Source organism: Actinokineospora globicatena (assembly GCF_024171945.1).
Taxonomy (GTDB): Bacteria; Actinomycetota; Actinomycetes; order Mycobacteriales; family Pseudonocardiaceae; genus Actinokineospora; species Actinokineospora globicatena.
In genome coordinates this window covers 511,462-531,741 of the sequence record NZ_JAMTCR010000006.1, presented here as the reverse complement: position 1 = coordinate 531,741, position 20,280 = coordinate 511,462, and the positions used below count along the sequence as shown (strand labels likewise).

Below are 20,280 nucleotides of genomic sequence, written 5' to 3'. Positions count from 1 at the left end.
GGGGCGCTGTGCGTCCGGAACCGTCCGGACAACCTGAATGACCGGCGCGGATCGGGTACGAGCACACGGAGCGTGTCACCGGGTCCGCGACCGGCTGGGCCGTCCGGGCTTGTCCGGGAGTCCCCCGGCGGGGTTCCGCGACCGGCCACCCGGCGGTCTGCTGGTGGCACCGGGCGAAACCGTTGCCCGCCAACGCAGGGAGAAGACATGGGACTCGGGAAGCGAACGGCCCGCGCCGCGCTCGTCGCGGCGGCCACGGTCGGCTTGGGCGGCATCGCGGTCGCCACCGCCGCCCCGGCCTCGGCGGCCACCATCATCGGCGGCATCGACGTGAGCCGCCAGTGCGCGGTGCAGGAGTGGCGCCCGCTGCAGGCCCGCCTGCTCGACCCGGGCAACGCGTACTCCTGGCGCTGCCACTCGCCCTACACCGGCATCGACTACGGCGTGGACATGAACGACGCCTGCCGCAGGCAGTACAGCGCCAACGCGTTCTCCGTCCTGCTCGACGCGCGCAACGCCTACTCCTGGCGCTGCGCCCGCTAGCCCCCCGGCGACCCGCGCCCACTCGGGCGCGGGTCGCCCTTCGGCCTACACCGCCGGGCTTGGCCTGCTGGAAGCTGAGGCCTACGTCATCCCGTGGCGCGGCGGGGTCGTGCGTTCCGACTCAGGCAGCATCGGGACCAAGCGCCCCGCCTTGGGCGACGTGGTCAAGCCACGCCTCGGGCAGCGGCAGGGCTGAGCTCCGGCCTGAGCAGCGGCGGCAAACCGCTTCAGCACGGACCACAGCGGCCGTGCTTGGGCACGACGGGCCCACCGTGGCCGCCAACCACTGGGTGCCGCACCGAGGCCGCCGGGTGTCGCGCCGAGGCCCGTGAGCGGATCGTGACCTCCGCCCAGCCCCACCCAGCCCCGCCGACGGCCCGCCCGGCCATGATCAACTCGCGTGGTGGGGCCCACCCTCCCGGGGTCTGAGGTCCCACGTTCGAGCCTAGCGAAAACGGCGGTTTGTCAAGAGGGGCGCGGCTGGCCTGTGGATGGACAGAGGGGTTGTGGACAACTCAGGTCGAACGGTGGTCGGGCGCGGTCGCCGCAGCCCGGGCAGACCGGTGGCCGGGCGCGGTCACGGCAGCTCGGGCGGACCGGTGGTCGGGCGAGCGGTGGCCGGGCGGGGGTGGCGCAGCTCGGGCGAGCGGTGGCCGAGGCGCGAAAGGCAGGAGTCCAGCTGACGCCTGCGACCGGCGCGGCTTCCGGGCGTGGGGTCGCAGGGGTCAGCCTGCCCAGTAGCCCGCTACGAACAGGAGGTAGATCATCGCCTGGACGACTGTGGTGGCGTAGAGGTAGATGTGCAGGGCGGGCCTGAGTACGCGGTGGCGTTGGGCGGCGAGGACGAGTGCGATGTAGATGACCACGCACGGCAGCAGGTAGCGGTGGACGGACACCACGTTGCTGTTGAAGGTGAACATCGCGAAGCTGGCCAGGCCGAACAGGGCCAGGGGCAGGCCGTCCTTGCGCAGGGCGACGAACAGGTACACCGAGCAGGCCGCGAGCACGACGAGGCCCACGACCGGCAGGACGTGGGACAGCAGCTGCCAGTTGGTCGGCATCCGGGTCGCCAGGGCGTCCCAGGAGATGCCCACCTCGTCGAGGAACGTGCCGATGAAGTTCGGGTTCGTGACGTGGTACGCCCAGGACTTCGCGTGCTCGTAGGCGTGGAACATCGCCAGCGGGTCGCCGGTCATGATCTTCAGCAGCACCGTGTACGCGGCGAAGCCCGCCAGGGACGCCGGGAACCACAGCAGGTGCCACGAGAGCAGTCCGCGCAGCCGCCAGTCGCGGGAGCGCCAGAACTCCAGGAAGCACAGGCCGACGAAGAGGACGGCGGTGATGCGGGTGGCGGTGAGCGGCATCAGGACCAGGCCCATCCACACCCACTGCCTGCGCAGGGCGAACAGGAACGCCCAGAAGCCCAGGGCGCAGAAGACCGCCTCGGTGTAGAAGACGTGCAGGAAGAACGCGGTGGGGGCGGTGAGGTACGCGGCGACCACCAGCCACGCGCCGCGCTCGCCTGCCAGGAAGTGCCGGGCGATCTTGAGCAGCGCGGTGACCGCGAGCCAGGAGGCGACCAGGTTGACCAGCATGCCCGCGGCCAGGAAGCCGACCTTGCCGAACGTGATGGTCTGGACCAGCCACACGCAGAACGGGAAGAACGGGTAGAACGCCGGTGACCACGCCGTCGCCGGGTCGCTGTAGGCGCCGTGCAGGATCATGTAGTACGCCTCGCCGTCCCACCGGGTGGTGTGCGACAGCAGGCTGGGCTCGGGGCCCAGCAGCCTGGTCGGGTACCCCTCGCTGAGCGGGATCGTGCCCTGGAACAGGATCGCCACGGCGGTGAGCACGGCGTGCCAGGCGAGCACGATGACCAGTGTGCGGGCCCAGTCCGAGGCGGCGAACGCGCGCAGCCGCGACGGGGCCCGCTCGGGTTCGGTGGTCGGCGCGGCGGCCTGCGACGGGGCGGTCGTCACGTCGGTCATGGAGTTGCTTCCTTCGATCTGAAGACGACCCTGCTGTACAGGACGTAGTTCCAGGCCAGGCCGAACACCAGGGCCACGAGCTTGGGCCCGGCGGTGGCGACGAGCGCGGGGGCGCCGTCGAACGGGCCGGAGACCAGGGTGATGACGATGGGCTGCACGACCCACAGGCCGAACGCGGTGACCAGGAAGAACAGCAGCGCCTGGGCGCGGGCGTCCCCCGAGGTGGCGCGGAAGGTGAACGAGCGGTTCAGGGTGAAGCTGCACAGCATCCCGGCCGAGGTGGACACCGTGTTCGCCACCAGCAGCGGCGCGCCTGCGAGCGTCAGCAGGGTGTAGCCGACCAGGTCGATGAGCGTGTTCACGATGCCGACCAGGCCGAACCGCAGCTTGGTGGCGAGCCCCGCTCTCACGGCACGTAGCTTCCGTGGACCAGGTTCTCCGGCAGCCGGGTGCGCACCGGTCCGCGCAGGCCGGTGCGCACCGAGTTGACCGTGTAGAGCGGGCGGCCCTGCGACTGCGCGTACGTGCGGCCGATGTAGCTGCCCAGCACGCCGAGCATGCTGATCTGGATGCCGCCGAGGAAGAACATGCCGACGGTGATGAACGCCCAGCCCGGCACCGCGGTCTCCGGCGCGAACAGCTTCACGCCCGCGACGTAGAGGATGCCGAGGAAGCTCAGGAACGAGATCAGGTAGCCCATCCGGCTGATCAGCCGCAGCGGGGCGACGGAGAAGCCGAGGATGCCGTCGGCGGCGAAGCGCAGCATCTTGCTCAGCGGGTAGCCGGTGACGCCCGCGTGCCGCTCGTCGCGGTCGAAGAGCACGCCGGTCTGGCGGAAGCCGATCGAGCTGACCAGGCCGCGCAGGAAGCGGTCGCGCTCGCGGAAGCGGCGCAGCTCGTCGACCACCTTGCGGTCGACCAGCCGGAAGTCACCGGTGTTGGGCGGGATGTCGATCGAGGCGACCTTGCGCAGGAACCAGTAGAACGCGCTCGCGGTGAACTTCTTGAACGGCGAGTCCTGCCGGGAGCGGCGCTGGGCGTAGACGACCTCGTAGCCCTGCTCCCACTTCTCCACCAGCTCCAGGCTGACCCGGGGCGGGTCCTGCATGTCGCTGTCCATGATGATCACGGCGTCGGCGTCCGCGGCGTCCAGCCCGGCGGTGACCGCCATCTGGTGGCCGAAGTTGCGCGCCAGCTCGATCACCGTCACCCGCGGGTCGGCGTCGGCCACCGCGTGCAGGTGCGCCAGCGAGTCGTCCTTGCTGCCGTCGTCGACGTAGATGAACGTGACGTCGTAACGGTCGGTGAGCGCGTTGGTGACCTCAGTCACCGTGCGGTGCAACAGATCGATGTTCCCGGCCTCGTTGTAGATCGGGAACACGTACGTGATCGTCCGCCTGCCGTCGGCTCTCGGGTCGTCGGTCACCACACCGGTCCTTTGCGTAGTGGCTCGGGACGCAACTCACCCCATAGTGCGCGCCCCCCAGCATTACGCCAGGACTATACGCATACGGAGCGTGAGTCCAACCCGCTGGTACCACAGACTACGTCCCTCAGCAGCGTGAACCCTGGTTCCGCCAACCGTGCACCGCCGCCGTGGTCACCTCACGGGCGCGGGGTCCTTCTCGTGATTCCCGCACCGGCGCGCCTGCCCCACGCCCGTTCACCGAGCAGGGTCAGCGCCGCCGGGAGCAGGACGCCGCGCACGACCGTGGCGTCGATGGCCACGGCGACCGCGAGGCCGACTCCGAGCATCTTGTTCTCGACCGAGGTCAGCGTGACGAACACGGAGAAGACCACCACCATGATCACCGCGGCGCTGGACACCACGCCCGCGCTGTGACCGATACCGCTCACCACCGCGTCCCGCGCGCTCGTGCCCGCCAGCCACCGCTCGCGGATCCGGCTGAGGACGAAGATGTGGTAGTCCGTGCTCAGTCCGAACAGGACGACGAACATGAACAGCGGCAGCCAGGTCATCACCCGCCGTAGGAGGTGAACCCGAGCGCGCCGCTGAGGTTGCCCGCCTGGAACACCCAGGTGACCACCCCGTAGGCCGAGCCGATGGACAGCAGGTTGAGCAGGATCGACAGCACCGGGATCGCCGGGGAGCGGAACACGATCAGCAGCAACAGCAACGACACCACGAGGACGAAGGCGAACACCACCCAGGTGTTGTCGCGCAGCTTCTCAGCGAAGTCGGCCGCCATCGCCGTCTTGCCGGTCACGGCCGCGTCGACGCCGTCAAGCCGTCCGATGGTCTCCGGGATCACCTTGGTGCGCAGCAGTTCCAGCGCGCGGATGGAGTCCCGGTCCGTGCTCGACCCGGCTATCGGCAACCGGATGACGAGAGCGTCGCCGACCGGTCGACGGTGAACGGCTCGGCGAGCAACCCGTCGCTCGCCGCGATCCGACCGTGCAGCCCGTTGATCGCGGTGCGCACCTCGGTTGTGTCTACAGGCGTGCCATCCGGCCGCCACACGACGACCTGGGCGGGCACCGGAACACCGGGGAACGCCTCACCCATCCGGATCGCCGAGTCCACAGTGGGCACATCGCGCGGCAGGCTGTCGACCGATGCCGCGTCCTGCAACCGCATGCCCAGCGCGGGCGCCGCGATCAACAGCAGCACGAGCACCCCGAGACCACCCCACACCGCAGGTCGCTTGGCCACCTTTAGCGCGACGGCCGTCCAGAACCGCGACTCTCGCGCCGCCGTTCGACTCCTTCCCAGCCAAGGGATCCGGCCCTTGTCCACGCGGTCGCGCACCGAGGCGAGCACGGCCGGGAGCACCGTGACCGAGGCGATCATCGCCATGCCGACGACGAGCGCCAGGCCGATCGTGGCGCCGATGAACACGCCGAGCCCGGTGAACAGCAAGCCGGACAAGCACAGGATCACTGTCGCGCCGGAGAACAGCACCACGTGGCCAGAAGTACGGGCAGTAGCGCGTAGCGCAGTCGCGACATCGCTGCCGCCGTGCCGTTCCTCGCGGTAGCGGCGCGGGTAGAACAGTGAGTAGTCGATGCCGACCGCTACGCCCACCAAGAGGATCAGCGCCGACACCGCGCTGTTGATCGAGATGACCTTGCCGACCACTGCCACCAGGCTCAGCGCGCCCGCGATGCCGGTGATCGTCAGCAGAACCGGGATGCCCGCGGCCACCAGGGATCCGAACACGACAAGCAGGATGGTCAGCACGAACGGCAGCGACAGCAGGTGTGAGCGGTGCAAGTCGGCCTTCACCGCGGCGTCCACGGCGGAGGTCAGGGTGCGGTCACCGGCCTGCGCGACCCGGATCCCCGGGTGTTCGGCCGCCACGGCGTCCACCACCTCCGTCGCGGTCTTCACGTGCTGCTCGAACCGCTCCAGCGGCCCGCCACCAGCGCCAACACGACGAACCCCAACCGCCCGAGGATCGCCGACGCGCGGTACCGGGCCGACCAGCTCGCCATCCGCTCGGCCACCTGGCGGCGCCATCGGGGGATGACCTGGTGCGGGTGCTGGCGACGCTGGCCAACCCGCACCGGATGCGGGTGATCGCGACCCTGCTCGACAAGCGCGCCTACGTCAGCGAGTTGGCGCGGGACCTGGGCATCAGCCGGGCACTGCTCCAGGTCCACCTGCGCAAGCTCGAGGCAGCGGGCCTGGTCGAGTCGCGGCTGGAACTCTCGGCGGACGGCAAGGCCATGAAGTTCTACGAGGTCACCCCGCTCGCCTTCACCCTCACCCCCGGCAGCATCGCCGAGGCCGCCGCGACGCTGACCGCCGCACGGGCGGCCGGAGAGGACGACTGACATGGGAATCCGCGCCTGGCAGGAGGTCGCCGGTGTCGTCGGCATCTTCGTCCTGCTCACGTGCGTGATGACGGTGACCATCTGGCAGGTCGCCGCGTCCGTCCGCGCCAAGGCCGACATCGCCCGCGAGGCGGCCTACCAGCAGTTGGCCCACCGCGCCGTCAGCACCCAGGAGAAGCTGGAGAGGGACTTGGTCGAGGCCCGCTCCCAGCTCACCGACCTGCAATCCCGCCTCACGTCAGTGGAACACGTCCTGCGCGAGGTCGAATAGCGCGCTACCGCGCCAAGCGTTCCCGCAGACCGGCCCGCACCTGCGGCCATTCATCGGCGAGGATCGAGAAGAAGGCCGAGTCGCGGATCCCGCCGTCGAAAGCGGGCATGTGCGCGCGGCGGACGCCTTCGAACCGCGCGCCGAGCTTGTGCAGGGCGGCCCGGCTGCGGGCATTGCGCGCGTCGGTCATGAACGACACCCTCGCCATCCCCAGGTCCTCGAAGGCGTGCGTCAACATCAGCGACTTCATCTCGGCGTTGGCGCCACTCCCCTGGGCCTCGGCGGTGAGCCAGGTGTACCCGATCTCCGCGACCAGCACGTCCGGCTCCACCCACCGCTGCTGGTTCATGAACCGACTCGACCCGATCACCCGCCCGTCCGCGAGATCGACCGCCACATAGGCCTGCCCGCGCCCCGCCGCCTGCTCGGCAAGCGCTTGCTCGACATACGCGACCATCGCCGCCCGATCCCCAGGCACGATCGTGAACGCGAACGACGCCCGATCCCCACTCGCGGCCTCGAGCAACGCGTCGACGTGCCCCACCGAAACCGCATCCAACCGAAGCCGACTCCCAAGCACACCAACAACCCTACAACGAAGGGGTCCCACTCCCACTCTCCACCGGCCGTGATCAACCAGGCGATTCCCCGTCGCCGGTGCGTCGACGAGCGGTCGCGGCACCCTCGAGATCTTCCAGGCAGTTGCCCAGGTTCACCCCGGCGAACACTTCGAAATGGCGGTCACCGAGTTCGAGCCAGACAGCCACGGCTCGGCGCAACGGTGCGATCGCCTCGCGTGGCCGTCCGAGTCACATCAGGGCACCCCATCGCCCCGGACACACCCGTCCTGCCTGGCGGGTCAACCTCGGGTGGTGCCAGAGGTCGCTAGCCCTGGCACCACCCGAGGGCTCAGCGAAGACCGGCGAAGAACGTGCGGATGTCGCTTGCCACCAACTCCGGCACTTCCAGCGCGGCAAAGTGGCCGCCGTGGTCGAAGCGGCTCCAGTGGACGATGGCGCTGTTGTCGCGTTCGGCGAAAGTCCGGATCGTCTGGAAGTCGTTGGCGAAGACGGCGACGCCGGTGGGGGTGGTGTTGACCGTCGCGGGTTCGGGGGCTTCGGCGTTCTCGTAGTAGGAGCGGGTCATTCCCGCGGCGGCGTTGGTGAACCAGGCGACGGAGACTTCCAGCAGCACGGTTTCCAGCGGTACCAGCGATGTGCCGTTGCCGAAGGAGTTGAACAGCTCGCTGTAGGCGAGGAGCCCGAGCGGCGAGTCGCTCAGGCCTGCCGCGATCGTCTGGGGTCGGCTCGCGTTCATCGTGTTGTAGCCGCCGACTTTCTGGAACCACTGCATGTGCTCTAGGCCCGCGTAGTCCTGCGGCTCCAGGCGCTCGAACTCGCCCGGGTCGCCGGATGGGAAGGAGAACAGCTGCAGCACGTGCAGGCCGAGGAAGCCCTCGGGGGCGAGCAGGCCCAGCTCGCGGGCGATCACCGCGCCCTGGTCGGAGCCGTGCGCGCCGTAGGTGTCGTAGCCGAGGCGGCGCATCAGGGCGTCGTAGGCGCGGGCGATGCGGGGTGAGGTCCAGCCGGATTCCGCGACCGGGGTGGAGAAGCCGAAGCCGGGCGCGTCCGGGATCACCACGTGGAACGCCTGGTCCGCCGCGGCGGGGTTGACCAGCCGGTCGATCATGCCCAGGAAGTCGACCGACGAGCCCGGGTAGGTGTGCAGGAGCAGCAGCGGGATCGCGTCCGGGCGGGGCGACTCGACGTGGATGAAATGGATCGGCTGGCCCTCGATGTCGGTGCGGAAGTGCGGGTGCGCGTTGATCCGCTCCTCCGCGGCCCGCCAGTCGAACTCCCGCCACGCCGCGACGGCCTCACGCAGGTAGTGGTTCGGGGTGCCGGTCGCCCAGTCGTCGCCGGGCGCGGGCTGCGGCAGGCGGGTGCGGGCGAGGCGGTCGGCCAGGTCGTCCAGCTCGGCCTGGGCGATCTCGACGCGGAAGGGGCGGATGCTCGTGTTCGTCATGACAGCAACGCTAGAGTGCCTATAGGAACGTTTACTTCCTAATTGAGGCGGACTTCATGACCGACACCCCGGCGCGGCTGCTCGCCCTGCTGTCACTGCTGCAGTCGCGGCCGGTGTGGAACGGGACCGAGCTGGCCGAGCGCCTCGGCGTCACCACCCGGACCGTCCGCACCGACATCGAACGGCTGCGCGGCCTGGACTACCCCGTCCACGCCACCCGGGGCGCCACCGGCGGGTACCGGCTCGGCGCGGGCGGGAAGCTGCCCCCGCTGCTGCTCGACGACGAGGAAGCGGTCGCGGTGGCCATCGGGCTGCGCGCCGGTCGCGGCATCGCCGGTATCGAGGCGGCCAGCGCCCGGGCCCTCGCCAAGCTCGAGCAGGTCCTGCCCCCGCGCCTGCGCCCCGCCGTCGAGGCCCTGTCCTCGGCCGTCGAGCACGCGCCAGAGAACACCGCCACCGACGCACCCGATCCGGAGGTCGACCCGACCGTCCTGCGCGCCGTCGCGACCGCCATCCACGGCACCGAACTGCTCCGCTTCGACTACGACGACACCCCGCGCCTGGTCGAGCCCTACCGACTGCTGTCCTGGCAACGCCGCTGGTACCTCGTCGCCCGCGACCCCACCACCGGCGACTGGGACGTCTACCGCGCCGACCGCCTCGCCCCGCGCATGCGCACCCACCGCCGCTTCACCCCGACCCCCATCGAGGACGGCGACTACACAGCCTTCGCGATGCGCCAGGTCGCCAGCAGCGGCTGGGCCGTGCACGCCCGCCTCCGCGTCGACGCCCCCGCCGAGACCGTCCTGGCCCGCATCAACCCCGCCGTCGGCGTCGTGGAAGCCGTCGACGCCGCGACCTCCGTCCTGGTCACCGGCGCCGACACCCTGGAGACCGTCGCGGTCTTCTCCGGCATGCTCGGCCTGGACTTCACCGTCGAGTCCCCACCCGAACTACGCCCGCTCCTGCGCGCCCTGGCCGAGCGCTACGCCCGCGCGTGACCGGAGCTCGCAGGCGACTCTTGATCAACAGCCCGGGTCGGTCACGGTCTGACCCCAGTACGATTCCGGGTCGTCAGCGCGCACTTGGTCGTCGATCCTCTCGATGTGCTCGAGGACGAGCCGCTGATATGACGCCATACGGGCGTAGTACTCGTCAACGCTCCCGAGGTATTCGTCAGCGTCCTCAAGCGACGCTCGAGCGGCGAATTCCAGCGATGAGAAGATGTCCAGAGTCGCGAGCCAGCGCCAGCTGATCTCGACCAGGTGCGCCATCGACGAGTTGATGAGGTACACCGAGGGGCGGTACAGATCACGGTAGTGTTCACGCAGGTCGGGGTGCATGTCCTGCGCGGTCAGCGGTTTGTCGTGGATCGCCATGATCCTGCCGTCGTTGTCGACCGCGCCGACGAACGCGCTGGAGTCATCACTGCCCAACCTACCCACGCGGTACAACCGATCCTCCGGCGTGATCAGGCGGCTCTCCACAGGGCCCGCCACGTTGGGTACGAGCACCGGCTCGGACTCGACCTGGAAGTCGAGCACGCCGAGCGCGACAGGCGGAAGTCCCCACTTGGCCAAGGCGCTGAGATCACCCTCGGGCAACCGCCACTCCCGAACCACCCGAGCAGGCGGCAGCACCTGGTGCTCAACGTCCACTACCGACTCCAACGAGGCGGTCATCACCTCGGTGAGCCGCTCTTCCACCTCGTCCACGAAACCCAGAGTACTGCCCCGCGATGACAACTGGACGCCTGCCAGATGTCCACAAGCGAACGACCGGTGGCTAGAGGGTTGCGGCAGCGAGGGTTTCGAGGCCGCGTTGTGGGTGGTCGTCGGCGACGCGGAGGGAGATGTGTCGGGCACCTGCTTGCCGGTAGGTGTCCAGCCAGGTCCGGAGGCCGGACGGGGTGCCCGCGTACATGGCCTGGAGGGTGGAGACCGTGTCGAACGGGTAGCCGTACCACTGTTCGACGACTGTCCTCAATCGACGGTGGGCGGTGTCCTCGGACCGGTCGACGGCGACCGTGGCGTAGAGGGCTGGGAGCGGCGGTGTTCGGTTCGCTTTCTCGGCGGCGTCCTGGATTCGGTGCAGGGCGGCGCGGTAGCTGTCCACTGTGGGCAGATAGGGCAGCCAGCCGTCGGCCAGTTCGGCGATCCGGCGTTCGGCCCGGAGGCCCGCGCCTGCCAGCCAGATCGGTGGGCCGGTGGGGGTGTGGGGTTTCGGGGAGAGGGTGACGTCCTGAAAGGTGAAGTGGTGGCCCTCGTGGGTGGTGCCGCCGGACCACAGGGTGCGCAGGACGGTGATCGTCTCGGTGAGGCGGATGCCGCGGTCGTGGAACGGGACTCCTGCGGCGGTGAACTGGCGTTCGGTTTCCGGTGCGGTGAAGCCGGAGCCCAGGCCCACGACGAGGCGTCCGGACGACAGGCGGTCCAGGGTCGCGAGGCTGTGCGCCAAGAGCACCGGGTGCCGCAGGGCTCCGAGCAGGACGCCGGTGGCGAGGGTGACGCGGTGGGTGGTCGCGGCCAGTGCGGACAAGAGCGCCAGCGGGTCGGGCAGGCCGTAGACCAGCGGGCTGTCCGGCACCCAGACGGTGTCGAAACCCGCCTCCTCCGCCTGCCCGCCCAGCTCCACCAGGGACCCCGGTTCGGCGGCGGAGGTGGGCAGCAGGTAGCCGAGGGACACCGGTTCAGCCCTCGATGAACTGGTAGTCGGCGACGATCCGGTCCTGGCCGTCCAAGACCAGGAACTCCGTGCCGACGCCCGCGATGTCGCCGTTCGTGGCGACCATCTCCCAGGAGAACTTGACCACGTCCCGCAGCCTCGCGACGTCGCCCCGGCGGCGGAACGCGAACTCGCCCGGTGCCACGAACTCCTCGTAGGCGAGCCGCACCCGCCGCTCCAACTCCTCGTGTCCGCGGGCCTCGAAGGTCGTGGTCAGCCCCAGGTCGTCGGCGGCCTTCACCACCTCTCCGGGCGGCTGCAGGATGTGCCTGCCGTCCTCCGCCCACAATTCACCGATGGCGACCCGGCGCGCGGCCGCGTCCGGTTCGTTCCACACCGCCACGTAGCGGTCGGCCAACTCGATCGGGTGGGGCATGACTCCTCCTCGGGTTCGTGCCGCCACGGTGCCGGTGTGGAGGGTCGCCCGGCAATTCCCCGCAGGGAATAGCCGAGCCGCACCGAATCGACTACACAGGACCCGTGCCCGCACTCCCCGACGACCTGCGCGCCTGGCGCCTGCGCCGCAAGGTCAGCCAGATCGACCTGGCACTGCGCGCCGGAACCACCCAGCGGCACGTCAGCTTCATCGAGAGCGGCCGCTCCACCCCGGGTCGCGCCATGGTCATCCGCCTCGCCGAGTCCCTGGAGATCCCGCTCCGCGAGCGCAACGCCCTGCTGCTCGCCGCCGGTTACGCTCCCGCCTACCCCGAAACGCCCTGGGACGACACCCACCTGACGCCGATCCGCGCCGCCGTGGAACAGGTACTCGGCGCCCACAACCCGTACCCGGCGATCGTCGTCGACCGGCACGGCACCCTGGTCTCGGCCAACGCGGCCTTCCACACCCTGACCGCCGACGTCGCCCCCGAACTCCGGACGCACCCCGTCAACATCCCCCGCCTGCTGCTCCACCCCTCAGGCCTGGCACCCCGAATCACGAACCTCGACGAGTGGGCACACCACGTGCTCGACGCGCTGCGCACCCAGGCCGCCCGCACCCCAGACCCCCAACTCGACTCCCTGATCACCGAGCTGTCGACCTACGCCCCCACCCGGCACATCCCCCCAACCCACCTAGGTTTCGCCGCCCCCCTACGCCTGCGAACCACCACCGGCGAACTCCACCTCCTCACCACCCTCACCCACTTCGCCACCGCCCAGGACGTCACAGTCGCCGAACTCCGCCTGGAAGCCTTCCTGCCGGCCAACGACCACACAGCGGCCCTGCTCGCCACCACGGGCACTGAGAACTCCACGCCACGGCCGACATGATCGAGCGGCGAGACTCGGAGCACGACCCGCAAGCGCGGCTGCGAGGTGGGTGGATCACGACCACGGTGGGCTTCGGCTGTGCCGCGACATAACAACCGCGTCCCAGGGCTGCGCGCGGTATAAGTACGGGATGATCACGGAACCCGAGCAGGCGAGCGACGGGATCATCCGCCTCGGGCTCATCGACAACGACCGGATGCTGCTGGAGACCACCGCGGGCTGGTTCGCGGCCAACGCACCGGGGATGCGCGTCGAGCACAGGGCCGCCACGGTGACCGAGTACCTGGCGCTCGATCCCGCCGACGACCTCGTGCTGCTCGACCTGCGGCTCGACGACGGCACCAGGTTCGTCGACAACATCTCCCGCCTCGTCCAGCACGGGACGGCGGTGTTGCTGCTCTCCGCGCACACCAGTCGCGACGTCAAGCTCGACGCCATCCGCGCGGGGGCGATCGACTACCACGCCAAGGGCGACCTGGACAGCCTGGTCCGGGCGGTCGCCGACATCGCCGCGAACCGCTACGTGCTCGGCCAGGAACTGGCGTTCGCGATCAGCCGCGATCGCGGTCCCGGCAGCCCGCTGCTGTCCGAGCGCCAGGTGGAGGCGGCGCTGCTGCGTGGTCGGGGCCTGCGCGTGAAGGAGATCGCGGAGCGGATGACCGTGACGACCAAGACCGTCGAGGGTTACCTGGAGCGGGTCAAGCGCAAGTACCAGGACGCGGACCGGCCCTACAGCACCGCCGCGCAGCTGCGCGACCGCCTGCGTGAGGACGGCGCCGACCTGTAGGTGGGGGTGAAACACCCGTCACGGCGACAGCGCTCGATCGGGCATCGTTTCCCGCATGCGCAAGGGTGGAGTGGAAGAACAAGTCCGGACCTGGCTCACGCGGGCGCTCGCACTGCTGTGGATCGCGCAGGCCGTGCCGTGGGGCGTGTTGCTGCTGTGGTCGGGTTCGGAGTCGTCGCTGGCACCGATGCCCGTGGTCGTGTCCTACCTGATGTACTTGGTTTGGGCGGCGGGACTCCTGCGCTGGGTCATGCGGCGCCCGGAGGTCGGTTGGGTCCCGATCGCCGCCGCGATCGCGGTGATGACGGCCGCGGAGGCCTTCGTCGGTTTCGTCCTCCCGGCCGAGGCCGTGGCGACCTGGCAGAACTGGACACCAGCCCCCGCGACCGGCGTGGCCGTCCTGGCCCACGTCTACGGCGGATACCGGTGGGGCGCGGGTGCCGCGGTGGCGCTGGGCGGGATGTACCTGGCGACCGGACTGCGCGGCGACGGCGTCGCCCAGGCGGGCACGCTGCTCGGCGTCACCGGCCAGTTGGTGGTGTTCACCTTCGCGGGCGGACTGGTCGCGGCCAAGCTGCTCGGCACCGCCCGGCAGGCGGACACCGAAGCGGAGGGCGCGCTACGGGCCCGTGAGGCCACGGCCCGGGCCGAGGAACGGGTCCGCCAGTACGAGGTGCTGCACGACAACGTCCTCAACACGCTGGCGCTGTTGGCCAGCCACCCGGCCCTACCGGAGGCGGTCCGCGCCAAGTGTGCGCGCGAGGCCAGGTTCCTGCGCGTGCTGGTCGACGGCGGCCCCGGTGTCGAGGGGACCACATTGGACTCAAGACTGACCGAGGTCACCTACCTCCAAGGCGCACATGGCCTGGAGGTGCACTACAGCTCCGATGGACTGCCTAGCACGATGGCGTCCACTGTGGTCAATGCCATCGCGGCGGCGGTCACCGAGGCACTGAACAACGTGGCCAAGCACGCGGGCACCACACGCGCCTGGGTCGTGGCCACCGGCGAACCGGACGGCGAGGTGACCGTGACCATCACCGACCACGGGTCCGGCTTCGACCCGGCCACTGTCGCGGACGACACCGGGCCGCGCCGCTCCATGACCACCCGGCTGGCCGAGGTCGGGGCGGCGTTGACCATCGACAGCGGCCCCGGCCGAGGCACGGTCGTCGAGATCCTCTTGCCTGCCAACCCATCCGCCTGAAGGAGAGCCATGAAGAGACATCACAACACCTCCGTGCCCAGCGGCCAGGCGGGCGCCACCATCGAGGTCGCCGCCCTCGGCTCGATGTACCAGGCGGAGCGGTCGGAGAACGTCTCGCTCCTCAACACCAACATCGCCCTGCTCGGCGCCGTCCTGGCCTACGCGGCCGCCTCCGTCGCCTTCCTCGACAAGGTGCCACAACTGCCCCGCGCGGCGGCAGGCCTCGTCCCCATCCCGCTGTGGGTCGGCATGCTCTACAGCACCGTGCTCGTCGCCCTCACCGGCAGGCGCGGATCCTCGGCCCTCATCGTCGAGGAGGCCCTGTTCAGCCACACCGGCCTGGACCCGAGGAAGCGGAACCGGGTCGGCTCGAAGGCAGGCGAGTACATCGTGAACCCCACACTGGCGCCATGGCCCTACCGGATCATCATCGCCTTGGTCTACGTGGTCCCCTGGCTCTTGGTGGGCCTGTACACGACACACCTGGTGGTGACCTACGTCCGCACCGGCCCCCTGGTCTACGCCATGGGCACCGGCTACACCCTCCTACTCCTGCTGGTCAGCACCGCCTACATCCGAGCATTCCGCGACCGCCCACGACTCTGACCGCCACCCCCGCCCCCGCCCCCGCCCCCGCCCCGAGACCGTCCCGCGACACCCGCGGGACGGTCCCGTCTATGTGGCCGCGTGATCGACGGGCTCAGGTCGCGGAGTGGCGGGGCCAGGGTCGGCTGAACGATCAACGCCCCTGCGGCAGTCGCCCTGCGCGAACGGTGATCATCCACACTGCGGTTCCGCTCGCAAGGCGACTGCGGGAGCCCGCACCGGTGCCCGGCCAACACCGTTCCTGAGCGGTACTCAAGTCTGGCGGCCGGTCAGCGGGCGGTGTAGTCGGTCAGGATCTCGTTGAGTACTCGGCGGGAGTTCGCGGCTGTCGTGTCGTCCGTGGTGTTGGCGTAGGACACCAGTGTTTTCCACAGTGCCCAGCCGCGGCCGCGGGACCACTGGGTGTCGTCGGTGGCCAGGTGATCTCGGAAGGCCGCGCGGCTCTCGGGGGTCAGCAGGGTCCAGGCGATCGCCAGGTCGCACGCGGGGTCTCCGACCCCGCAGGTGCCGAAGTCGATGATGGCGTGGAGGGTGCCGTTGTCCAGCAGCAGGTTGCCCTCCGCGAGGTCGCCGTGGAACCAGGTGTCGACGCCGTCCCAGCGCGATTCGACCGCGTGCTCCCAGATCTCCACAGCCAGCTCGTCATCGATGCGACCGCGCAGGTCAGCCAGCGCACGACGGGCGTAGCCGTCGAAAGTGAGCAGAGTCGCACCCCGGAACCAGTTGTGGATCCCTGGTTGTGGCCCCGCGGAGGCGTCGATGCCCCGCAACGCCAGGATGAAGTCGGCCAAGTCCCGCGCGAGCCCCATCTGGTCGGCCACCGCCTCGAAGCTCGCAGGCTGGCCCTCGATCCACTCGTAGACCGACCAGGAGAACGGATACCCCTCCCCCGGCTCTCCCTTGGCGAGCGGCACCGGGATCGGACGAGGAAGCGACGGGGCCAGCACCGGCAACCACTCGTGCTCCTTGTCGACAGCCAACGCGTATTCCCCTGCGCTGGGCAGCCGGAGCAGCATCGCGTCGCCGAGGCGGAAGGTCACGTTGTCCCAGCCGCCCTTCGCCACCGGCAAGACCGGCAGAGGAGCCCACTGCGGGAACTGGTCGGCCAAGAGCCGCTCGACCTGCTCCACACCAACGGTGATCCGCTGGGGCACCGGGCCGAGATCAGGGATATCGCTCACGAGCACTCACTGTCCTCATTGGAATACGTTGACCGGCGGCCTCGTCCCGATGATAGTCCGCGGGTCCGGTGCAAGCGAAGCATTCGGCCGTACCTGATACCTTCACCCATGATCGAGGGGAGCTGACGGCGGAATGGTGCGCCTCCATGTTGGGTGTGCGATGTGGACCCACAAGACGTGGCCCGGGCGGTTCCTGCCGTCATCGCTACCCGCGAAGGAGCGGCTGCGGGCCTATGCGGGCTGGTGCAACGCGGTCGAGGGCAACACCACCTTCTACGCGACCCCCGCCCGCAAGACGGTCGAGACCTGGGCGCAGCAGACCGATCCCGGTTTCCGGTTCGTGGTCAAGCTGCCCAAGGTCGTCACGCACGAGCGCCGGTTGGTCGGTGTCGAGACCGAGATGCGGGCGTTCCTGGACGCGATCGAACCCCTCGGTGAACGGGCCGTCCTGTGGACCCAGTTGCCCGGCTCGTTCGGCCCCGCAGAGGTCGACGCCCTCGGGCGCTTCCTGCGCAGACTCCCCGCCGACCGCAGGCGCGCCGTCGAGGTGCGCCACCCCAGTTTCTTCACCGACGCGGCGTTGACGTCGGCGCTGGAGGAAGTCCTCGCCGGGGCGGAAGCCGAGTGGGTCCCGTTCGACACCACAGTCTTCTTCCAGCGCCCGCCGACCAGCGAGGCCGAACAGGACGCCTGGGCCAAGAAACCCCGGCTGCCGCGGCGGACGCGGGCGCTGACCGACCGGCCGGTCGTCCGGTACCTGGGCCGGGACTCGGTCGCGGAGACGGTCGAGGGGTGGCAGCCGTGGACCGAGGTGGTCGCCGGGTGGCTGCGCGAGGGCCGGTCACCGACGGTCTTCCTGCACACCCCCGACAACGACGACGCCCCTGCGCTCGCCCGCCGATTCCACGACGAGGTGCGAGCGCTCGTGCCCGGCCTGGACGCGTTGCCCGAGCCTGACCCCATCGAGCCCGCGACGCTGTTCTGAGCGTTGTCGCGCTCACGGGGGCGCGCATTACAGGGCCGGGGCGAACTCGTCGAGTCGGCGCGCGTCTTGCCCTTTCGCCTGGTGCTCCCCGGCCCGCGGATGATAACTCTCCGGGGTCGTCGAGGTCGTGGTCTTTGGGAGGCAACAGATGCCCGCAGCGGGGAACAAGCAGGTCCGGCCGTTGGTCGGCGGTATCCGCGTCGAGGGCAGGCGGGGAACCGACCAGCTCGCGACGGCGACGCTGGGGTTGGTCATCAGCGCGGACGGACCGCTGTTCACGTTCGTGACCGCCGGGCACGCGGTCGGCAACGCGGGAGACCTCGTCGGGCAGCCGGGGTTGGCGGTCACCGCGGGCGTCGTGGAGACCAACCTGCTCACTGACGGCGCGGACCTGGCGGTGGTCAGCGGATCGGTCGGGATCCCCGCCAAGGTGGGCGGGGTGTGGGTCGACGACAACACCACCATCACGGTGAAGTTCGACAAACCCGGACTCCCCGACATCGGCGCGAGCGTCGTGCTCCAAGGCGCGAACAGCGGCGCGGTCACCGGAACGGTCCTGCACAAGAAGGCCGACGTCCGCGACGGCACCACCGGCGAACTCGCCCACAACGTCGTCGTAGTGGACTACACCCACCCGACCACCGTCGGCGACAGCGGCGCCCCCGTCCTCTCCGCCCTCCAGGACGGCGCCCTCTGCTACGGCCTCCACGGCGGCTTCGCCGTCATCGAGGGCAAACGAGTCGGCTGGTTCACCCCCTTCGCCAACATCGAGTGGTAACCCCTTCCCGCGCGGGGCAACCCCCGGTTGGTGGGCGGCAGCGGCGCGATAGGCGGATCAGGCAGGCGCCTGTCAGGACCATCACCGCGCCCAGCAAGGCGGGCGCGGTGCTCGCGCCGGTTCGGGCCAGGCCTGCGGTCGAACCGCTCGGCAGTGGCGCGCGGGCCGCGGCGGGAGCGGGCGCCGTTGTGGAGGACACGGCGGTCGCGCCGGTCGGACTGCTCGGGGTGATCAGGTACGAGGCGCTGACGACCCACAACCGGAGGCTGTTGTACCCCACCACGAGCCGGATGGCCTGCTCGAACACCTGGACGCGCCACCCGCCCTCGGCATCGATCAGGTAGTCCCCTGGTGGGAGCGGTGGGAAGGTGTAAGTCCCCCACGTGGTGCTGGTGGTTCGGGCGACCACGCGCCCGGTCGACCTCTCGCGCAGGAGCACCCGCACGCCCGGGCTGCCTCCCCGCAGGTAAATGCACTGCGAACTCATCCGGCACAGGTCCCCCGGCGACGTCGCGTAGACCGAACCGGACAGCTCGGCCACACCGGGCAGCACCCGCACCGACGCGGTCGCCGGGACCGCGTCGGGACGGCTGTAGAAGTTGTCGAAGGTGCAGCTCACGGTGAACACGCCGCCCACCGGGGCGGTGACCGGGATGCCCACCAGGACCTCGACCCGCACCTCGGACCGTTCCGGGACGGTCACACCGCCGCCGTTGCGTCCGAGGGCGTCCCAACGGGTTCCGGATGTCCCCGAGTCGTCGCAGTGCGCGACCAGCCCGGTCAGCGCCGGGCCGCGGTTGGTGAGGGTCACCACCAGCGGCGTGGCCAGCCCGGCGGGGGCCTCCCCGGGCTGGAAGGCCATCGTCGCGGACAGGTCCTCGGCCAAGGGCCGCACCCCGGGCAGCGAGATGATCAGGTCGCCGCCCGGCGCGACCCGCGCGGGCACGCCCGCGAACCGCCACCCCGTGGAGGTCCGCGCGCTCACCCAGTAGGACCCGACGGCCAGCTCGTCGAAGGTGAACCCCCCGCCCGCGCCCGACGTGGTCTCGTAGGTCCGGTTCGGGGTCCCGCCCGCAGCTCGCACCGCCACGCCGACCAGCTCCTCCCCGGGCTCGAAGGTCGAGTCGCGGTCGGCGTCGCCGTAGACGACCCCGCTCAGCGGCGCGCGGACCAGGGTGACCAGCGTTGTCGCGCTCGCGGTGTTGTCGGCTTCGTCGGCGTCGGCCTCGTCGGCGGACACGGTGGCGGTCAGCGTGAGGGGGCCGTCGTCGGTGAGCTGGATCAGCGGCACGGTCCCGGTGTCGGTCACCACTTGCCCGGGGGCCAGCGCGGCGCCGGGGAACAGGTTGCCCGCCCAGGACGGGGAGAGCGGCCCGGACGTGCTCAGCGCGACGCGGGTAGCGGTGCCGGTGCCCGCGTTGACGACCGACAGGCGGATCACGGCCGACTCGTGGATGTCGTAGGAGGTCTTGGCGAACGACAGCGTCACGCGCAAGTCCGGCACCTCGACCTGGCGCACCCGCTCAGGCGCGGGCCGCTCGGTGGTGGTGACCGGCGACGCCGGTGCGGTGTCGGCCGGAACCGGTGGCCCGGCGACCGACGTGGGTGTCGGGGCGTCCACCGGGACCGGTGGCGCGGTGTCCGAGGTGGGCGGCGCGGCGCTCGCAGGTACCGCTGTCGTGGTCACCGGCGGGCGGGTCGGGCCGCTCGGCGCGGTCGCCGCGGCCGTGACCACCGCCGCGGCACCGCCCGGTGCCGTCGGGTTCCCCGCCGCCGGGGTCGCCACCTCCTCCCCCGCCGACCGCGCGGCGCCCACCGCGAGCAACGCCACGACCGCCAACGCCACTCCCACCGCGCCGCTGGTCTTCCCACCCCTGCTCATCGCCAGCCTCCCACCGCCGCACTCCCAAGATCACCTGTGCCCGTCGACAGTGGCGCCGCGCGGCCGGGCCGCCAAGGGACCGGACGATCCCGCGTCCGGTGACCAAGGTCCCCGCCGTCGCGCCGCGCTGGTCCGAACAGGTGACCGGGGCGCGGAGCCACGGGTGGTCGGAGGCGGAAGGCCCTGCGGGTGCGGGACCTCCGCGGGCGTTGCCCGGCTCGAGTGCCGCCCTA

At 70.5% G+C, this 20,280-nt stretch carries 23 protein-coding genes; 10 read left to right on the top strand and 13 right to left on the bottom strand.

Annotated elements, in window-relative coordinates; translation table 11 throughout:
- Nucleotides 1–207 precede the first annotated feature (207 nt).
- Nucleotides 208–543: a hypothetical protein gene (locus LV79_RS29940; protein WP_253841640.1), complete on the top strand. Its 336-nt coding sequence runs from the start codon at nucleotides 208–210 to the stop codon at nucleotides 541–543.
- Nucleotides 544–1,268: 725 nt separating this feature from the next.
- Here LV79_RS29940 and LV79_RS29935 read toward each other — a convergent pair.
- The 6 genes from LV79_RS29935 to LV79_RS29910 form a co-directional block, all read right to left on the bottom strand.
- Nucleotides 1,269–2,531, bottom strand: a complete 1,263-nt coding sequence (locus tag LV79_RS29935; protein ID WP_253841639.1) for a glycosyltransferase family protein — start codon at nucleotides 2,529–2,531, stop codon at nucleotides 1,269–1,271.
- A complete protein-coding gene (locus LV79_RS29930; RefSeq protein ID WP_253841638.1) occupies nucleotides 2,528–2,941 on the bottom strand; it encodes a GtrA family protein in 414 nt (137 codons plus the stop codon). Before LV79_RS29930 ends, LV79_RS29935 begins: the two co-directional genes overlap by 4 nt.
- Nucleotides 2,938–3,957 (bottom strand): glycosyltransferase family 2 protein, encoded by a 1,020-nt coding sequence (locus LV79_RS29925; RefSeq protein ID WP_253841637.1) that lies wholly within the window; start codon nucleotides 3,955–3,957, stop codon nucleotides 2,938–2,940. Before LV79_RS29925 ends, LV79_RS29930 begins: the two co-directional genes overlap by 4 nt.
- A gap of 179 nt (nucleotides 3,958–4,136) precedes the next feature.
- Complete coding sequence (locus LV79_RS29920) at nucleotides 4,137–4,511, bottom strand: MMPL family transporter (protein WP_253841636.1); 375 nt, start codon at nucleotides 4,509–4,511, stop codon at nucleotides 4,137–4,139.
- On the bottom strand, nucleotides 4,511–4,870 hold the full coding sequence (locus LV79_RS29915; RefSeq protein ID WP_253841635.1) for an MMPL family transporter: 360 nt from the start codon (nucleotides 4,868–4,870) through the stop codon (nucleotides 4,511–4,513). The genes LV79_RS29920 and LV79_RS29915 overlap by 1 nt, the downstream gene beginning before the upstream one ends.
- Nucleotides 4,861–5,883 carry an MMPL family transporter gene (locus LV79_RS29910; protein WP_253841634.1) on the bottom strand — a complete coding sequence of 341 codons (1,023 nt, stop codon included), beginning with the start codon at nucleotides 5,881–5,883 and terminating at the stop codon, nucleotides 4,861–4,863. The genes LV79_RS29915 and LV79_RS29910 overlap by 10 nt, the downstream gene beginning before the upstream one ends.
- 143 nt (nucleotides 5,884–6,026) lie before the next feature.
- Here LV79_RS29910 and LV79_RS29905 point away from each other — a divergent pair, with 143 nt between their 5' ends.
- Both LV79_RS29905 and LV79_RS29900 read left to right on the top strand, forming a co-directional pair.
- Nucleotides 6,027–6,329: an ArsR/SmtB family transcription factor gene (locus LV79_RS29905; protein WP_285470252.1), complete on the top strand. Its 303-nt coding sequence runs from the start codon at nucleotides 6,027–6,029 to the stop codon at nucleotides 6,327–6,329.
- A gap of 1 nt (nucleotide 6,330) precedes the next feature.
- On the top strand, nucleotides 6,331–6,600 hold the full coding sequence (locus tag LV79_RS29900) for a hypothetical protein (RefSeq protein WP_253841633.1): 270 nt from the start codon (nucleotides 6,331–6,333) through the stop codon (nucleotides 6,598–6,600).
- A 4-nt stretch (nucleotides 6,601–6,604) separates the two neighbouring features.
- Here the strand turns inward: LV79_RS29900 and LV79_RS29895 are convergent, their stop codons facing one another.
- Together LV79_RS29895 and LV79_RS29890 are read right to left on the bottom strand one after the other, a co-directional pair.
- Nucleotides 6,605–7,180, bottom strand: coding sequence for a GNAT family N-acetyltransferase (locus LV79_RS29895; RefSeq protein ID WP_285470253.1), 576 nt, complete (start codon nucleotides 7,178–7,180; stop codon nucleotides 6,605–6,607).
- A 329-nt stretch (nucleotides 7,181–7,509) separates the two neighbouring features.
- Nucleotides 7,510–8,625: an epoxide hydrolase family protein gene (locus LV79_RS29890; RefSeq protein ID WP_253841631.1), complete on the bottom strand. Its 1,116-nt coding sequence runs from the start codon at nucleotides 8,623–8,625 to the stop codon at nucleotides 7,510–7,512.
- A 56-nt stretch (nucleotides 8,626–8,681) separates the two neighbouring features.
- On the opposite strand from LV79_RS29890, the gene LV79_RS29885 reads away from it, so the two are divergent.
- Nucleotides 8,682–9,626 (top strand): helix-turn-helix transcriptional regulator, encoded by a 945-nt coding sequence (locus LV79_RS29885; protein WP_253841630.1) that lies wholly within the window; start codon nucleotides 8,682–8,684, stop codon nucleotides 9,624–9,626.
- Nucleotides 9,627–9,650: 24 nt separating this feature from the next.
- Here LV79_RS29885 and LV79_RS29880 read toward each other — a convergent pair whose 3' ends face one another.
- From LV79_RS29880 to LV79_RS29870, 3 genes are all read right to left on the bottom strand, one after another.
- Complete coding sequence (locus LV79_RS29880) at nucleotides 9,651–10,340, bottom strand: SUKH-4 family immunity protein (RefSeq protein WP_253841629.1); 690 nt, start codon at nucleotides 10,338–10,340, stop codon at nucleotides 9,651–9,653.
- Nucleotides 10,341–10,410: 70 nt separating this feature from the next.
- Complete coding sequence (locus LV79_RS29875; RefSeq protein WP_253841628.1) at nucleotides 10,411–11,310, bottom strand: LLM class flavin-dependent oxidoreductase; 900 nt, start codon at nucleotides 11,308–11,310, stop codon at nucleotides 10,411–10,413.
- A 4-nt stretch (nucleotides 11,311–11,314) separates the two neighbouring features.
- Nucleotides 11,315–11,725, bottom strand: a complete 411-nt coding sequence (locus LV79_RS29870; RefSeq protein WP_253841627.1) for a hypothetical protein — start codon at nucleotides 11,723–11,725, stop codon at nucleotides 11,315–11,317.
- 104 nt (nucleotides 11,726–11,829) lie between these two features.
- On the opposite strand from LV79_RS29870, the gene LV79_RS29865 reads away from it, so the two are divergent.
- The 4 genes from LV79_RS29865 to LV79_RS29850 all read left to right on the top strand — a co-directional run bounded on the left by LV79_RS29865 (nucleotide 11,830) and on the right by LV79_RS29850 (nucleotide 15,221).
- Nucleotides 11,830–12,621 carry a helix-turn-helix domain-containing protein gene (locus LV79_RS29865; RefSeq protein WP_253841626.1) on the top strand — a complete coding sequence of 264 codons (792 nt, stop codon included), beginning with the start codon at nucleotides 11,830–11,832 and terminating at the stop codon, nucleotides 12,619–12,621.
- A 130-nt stretch (nucleotides 12,622–12,751) separates the two neighbouring features.
- Nucleotides 12,752–13,408: a response regulator gene (locus LV79_RS29860; protein WP_253841625.1), complete on the top strand. Its 657-nt coding sequence runs from the start codon at nucleotides 12,752–12,754 to the stop codon at nucleotides 13,406–13,408.
- 55 nt (nucleotides 13,409–13,463) lie between these two features.
- Nucleotides 13,464–14,615 carry a sensor histidine kinase gene (locus LV79_RS29855; RefSeq protein ID WP_253841624.1) on the top strand — a complete coding sequence of 384 codons (1,152 nt, stop codon included), beginning with the start codon at nucleotides 13,464–13,466 and terminating at the stop codon, nucleotides 14,613–14,615.
- A gap of 9 nt (nucleotides 14,616–14,624) precedes the next feature.
- Nucleotides 14,625–15,221 (top strand): hypothetical protein, encoded by a 597-nt coding sequence (locus tag LV79_RS29850; protein WP_253841623.1) that lies wholly within the window; start codon nucleotides 14,625–14,627, stop codon nucleotides 15,219–15,221.
- Between the two features lie 269 nt (nucleotides 15,222–15,490).
- On the opposite strand, the gene LV79_RS29845 is transcribed toward LV79_RS29850, so the two are convergent.
- Nucleotides 15,491–16,402, bottom strand: a complete 912-nt coding sequence (locus LV79_RS29845) for an aminoglycoside phosphotransferase family protein (protein ID WP_253841622.1) — start codon at nucleotides 16,400–16,402, stop codon at nucleotides 15,491–15,493.
- Between the two features lie 133 nt (nucleotides 16,403–16,535).
- On the opposite strand from LV79_RS29845, the gene LV79_RS29840 reads away from it, so the two are divergent.
- Complete coding sequence (locus tag LV79_RS29840; RefSeq protein ID WP_490240423.1) at nucleotides 16,536–17,387, top strand: DUF72 domain-containing protein; 852 nt, start codon at nucleotides 16,536–16,538, stop codon at nucleotides 17,385–17,387.
- Between the two features lie 148 nt (nucleotides 17,388–17,535).
- On the top strand, nucleotides 17,536–18,165 hold the full coding sequence (locus tag LV79_RS29835) for a chymotrypsin family serine protease (RefSeq protein ID WP_253841620.1): 630 nt from the start codon (nucleotides 17,536–17,538) through the stop codon (nucleotides 18,163–18,165).
- On the opposite strand, the gene LV79_RS29830 is transcribed toward LV79_RS29835, so the two are convergent.
- The gene (locus LV79_RS29830; protein WP_253841619.1) at nucleotides 18,137–20,047 is read right to left on the bottom strand and encodes a hypothetical protein; all 1,911 of its coding nucleotides are present in this window, start codon (nucleotides 20,045–20,047) and stop codon (nucleotides 18,137–18,139) included. The genes LV79_RS29835 and LV79_RS29830 overlap by 29 nt on opposite strands.
- Nucleotides 20,048–20,280: the final 233 nt, after the last annotated feature.